We start from the raw sequence: 2,084 nt of genomic DNA on the forward strand, positions 1-2,084 counted from the left end.
CCAACATCGACTCAGCGAAATTGAATTACCTGTCAAGATGCAGGTTACCCGCGGTTAGACGGAAAGACCCCGTGCACCTTTACTACAGCTTCAGACTGGTATCAGGCCAAGCATGTGCAGGATAGGTGGTAGGCTTTGAAGCGGGGACGCCAGTCCCCGTGGAGCCGCCCTTGAGATACCACCCTTGCTTCGCTTGATATCTAACCGCGGACCGTTATCCGGTTCCGGGACCCTCTGTGGCGGGTAGTTTGACTGGGGCGGTCGCCTCCTAAAGCGTAACGGAGGCGCGCGAAGGTTGGCTCAGAGCGGTCGGACATCGCTCGTTGAGTGCAATGGCAGAAGCCAGCCTGACTGCGAGACTGACAAGTCGAGCAGAGTCGAAAGACGGCCATAGTGATCCGGTGGTCCCAAGTGGGAGGGCCATCGCTCAACGGATAAAAGGTACGCCGGGGATAACAGGCTGATGATGCCCAAGAGTCCATATCGACGGCATCGTTTGGCACCTCGATGTCGGCTCATCTCATCCTGGGGCTGGAGCAGGTCCCAAGGGTACGGCTGTTCGCCGTTTAAAGAGGTACGTGAGCTGGGTTTAGAACGTCGTGAGACAGTTCGGTCCCTATCTTCCGTGGGTGTAGGATACTTGAGAGGAGTTGCCCCTAGTACGAGAGGACCGGGGTGAACGATCCACTGGTGGACCAGTTGTCATGCCAATGGCAGTGCTGGGTAGCTATGATCGGACAGGATAACCGCTGAAGGCATCTAAGCGGGAAGCCCCCCTCGAAACAAGGTATCCCTGAGGACCGTGGCAGACTACCACGTCGATAGGCCGGAGATGTAAGCGCGGCAACGCGTTCAGTTGACCGGTACTAATTGTCCAATAGGCTTGATTTGATCCAGTAGCAGACTGGCTCAAAAGCATACGCAAGTTGGCGTACTGGCTTGGAATTCCGATGGGCTTTCTCGGTTTGGTGATCATAGCGCAAGCAAAACACCCGGTCCCATACCGAACCCGGCCGTTAAGTGCTGTAGCGCCGATGGTACTGCGTTTTAAGACGTGGGAGAGTAGGTCATCGCCAAACTTAGAAAGCCTGTCAGTGTATCTCTCGCTATGCTAAAAGCCCCGTTAGGAGATATCCTGCGGGGCTTTTTCTCTTAATGCCTTAAGATGTTTGATCCTATTAAAATGAGGTGGGAATTGGTCTATGGCGGTTGTGAAGCAGATCGTATGTATCAAATGGGGCAGTCGTTACGGTACAACGTATGTAAACCGACTTTACGGCATGGTCTCTCGTAACATCACTCCGCCTTTCACGTTTACGGTTCTAACCGACGATCCACGTGGTCTTAGATCAGAAGTTCGACACGCGCCAATTCCCGATGTTGGTGTAACTATGCCGCACGGTGTGCCGGGGAAGTGGCCGAAATCTGCGCTGTGGGGAGAAGAACTCGCAGGTCTGAAGGGGCCCGTCCTCTTTATGGATCTTGATATCGTAGTGCTCCGTTCTTTAGATGAATTTTTCAAATATGGCGGGGCGGATGACGTAATTCTTGCTCGGAATGCAGCTAAGCCGTTTCACAGGCTTGGACAAACCTCCTTGTTTCGATTTCCAGTTGGAAAGCTTGCACCTATTCTCGATGCATTTAAAGCCGATCCTCAAGGAATTGGAGCGAAATATCGTTACGAGCAGAATTATGTAACATCAACTGTACCGGGTGGCGTTCGTTTCTGGCCGAGATCTTGGGTAAGACATTTCCGCATTCAATGTGTTCCGATATTCCCTTTCAATCTTTTCGTTGCACCCATGAAGCCGGTTGCTGCAAAAGTAGTTATCTTTCCAGGTAGCTTAAATCCGCCAGATGCTGTTGCCGGGCGCTGGAATAAAGTTTCTTCTAGTCGGTCTGTTTACGATCACCTTGCCCATGTTTTCGAAAATCGACTCGGTTACAGGGGGGCAAGAAGTTACGTTCTGCCAACGAGATGGGTCGAAGAAGAATGGCGGGACTAATTAGTCTGTCCTGATCATCACGCTGGGTGCGCGATCTGACGGTTTGGCGGGGTGAGGATTGGGGTTGCGTCGCCCATG

Annotated in this window: 1 protein-coding gene and 2 rRNA genes (1 of these 3 only partly in view); all 3 read left to right on the plus strand. The window is 52.5% G+C overall.

The window, feature by feature from the left end:
- Positions 1–891: ribosomal RNA gene (locus tag Q1A87_RS15575) — 23S ribosomal RNA — on the plus strand; it begins 1,939 nt to the left of the window's first position.
- Positions 892–964: 73 nt separating this feature from the next.
- A 5S ribosomal RNA gene (rrf, locus tag Q1A87_RS15580) occupies positions 965–1,079 on the plus strand.
- Positions 1,080–1,202: 123 nt separating this feature from the next.
- Positions 1,203–2,006, plus strand: coding sequence for a glycosyl transferase (locus Q1A87_RS15585; protein ID WP_299653146.1), 804 nt, complete (start codon positions 1,203–1,205; stop codon positions 2,004–2,006).
- Positions 2,007–2,084 lie beyond the last annotated feature (78 nt).

The organism is uncultured Jannaschia sp., from assembly GCF_947494055.1.
Taxonomy (GTDB): domain Bacteria; phylum Pseudomonadota; class Alphaproteobacteria; order Rhodobacterales; family Rhodobacteraceae; genus Jannaschia.

Excerpts from the sequence above, each read along its gene's own strand:
- Q1A87_RS15585 (WP_299653146.1), top strand. The coding sequence starts at position 1,203 with ATGGCGGTTGTGAAGCAGATCGTATGTATCAAATGGGGCAGTCGTTAC.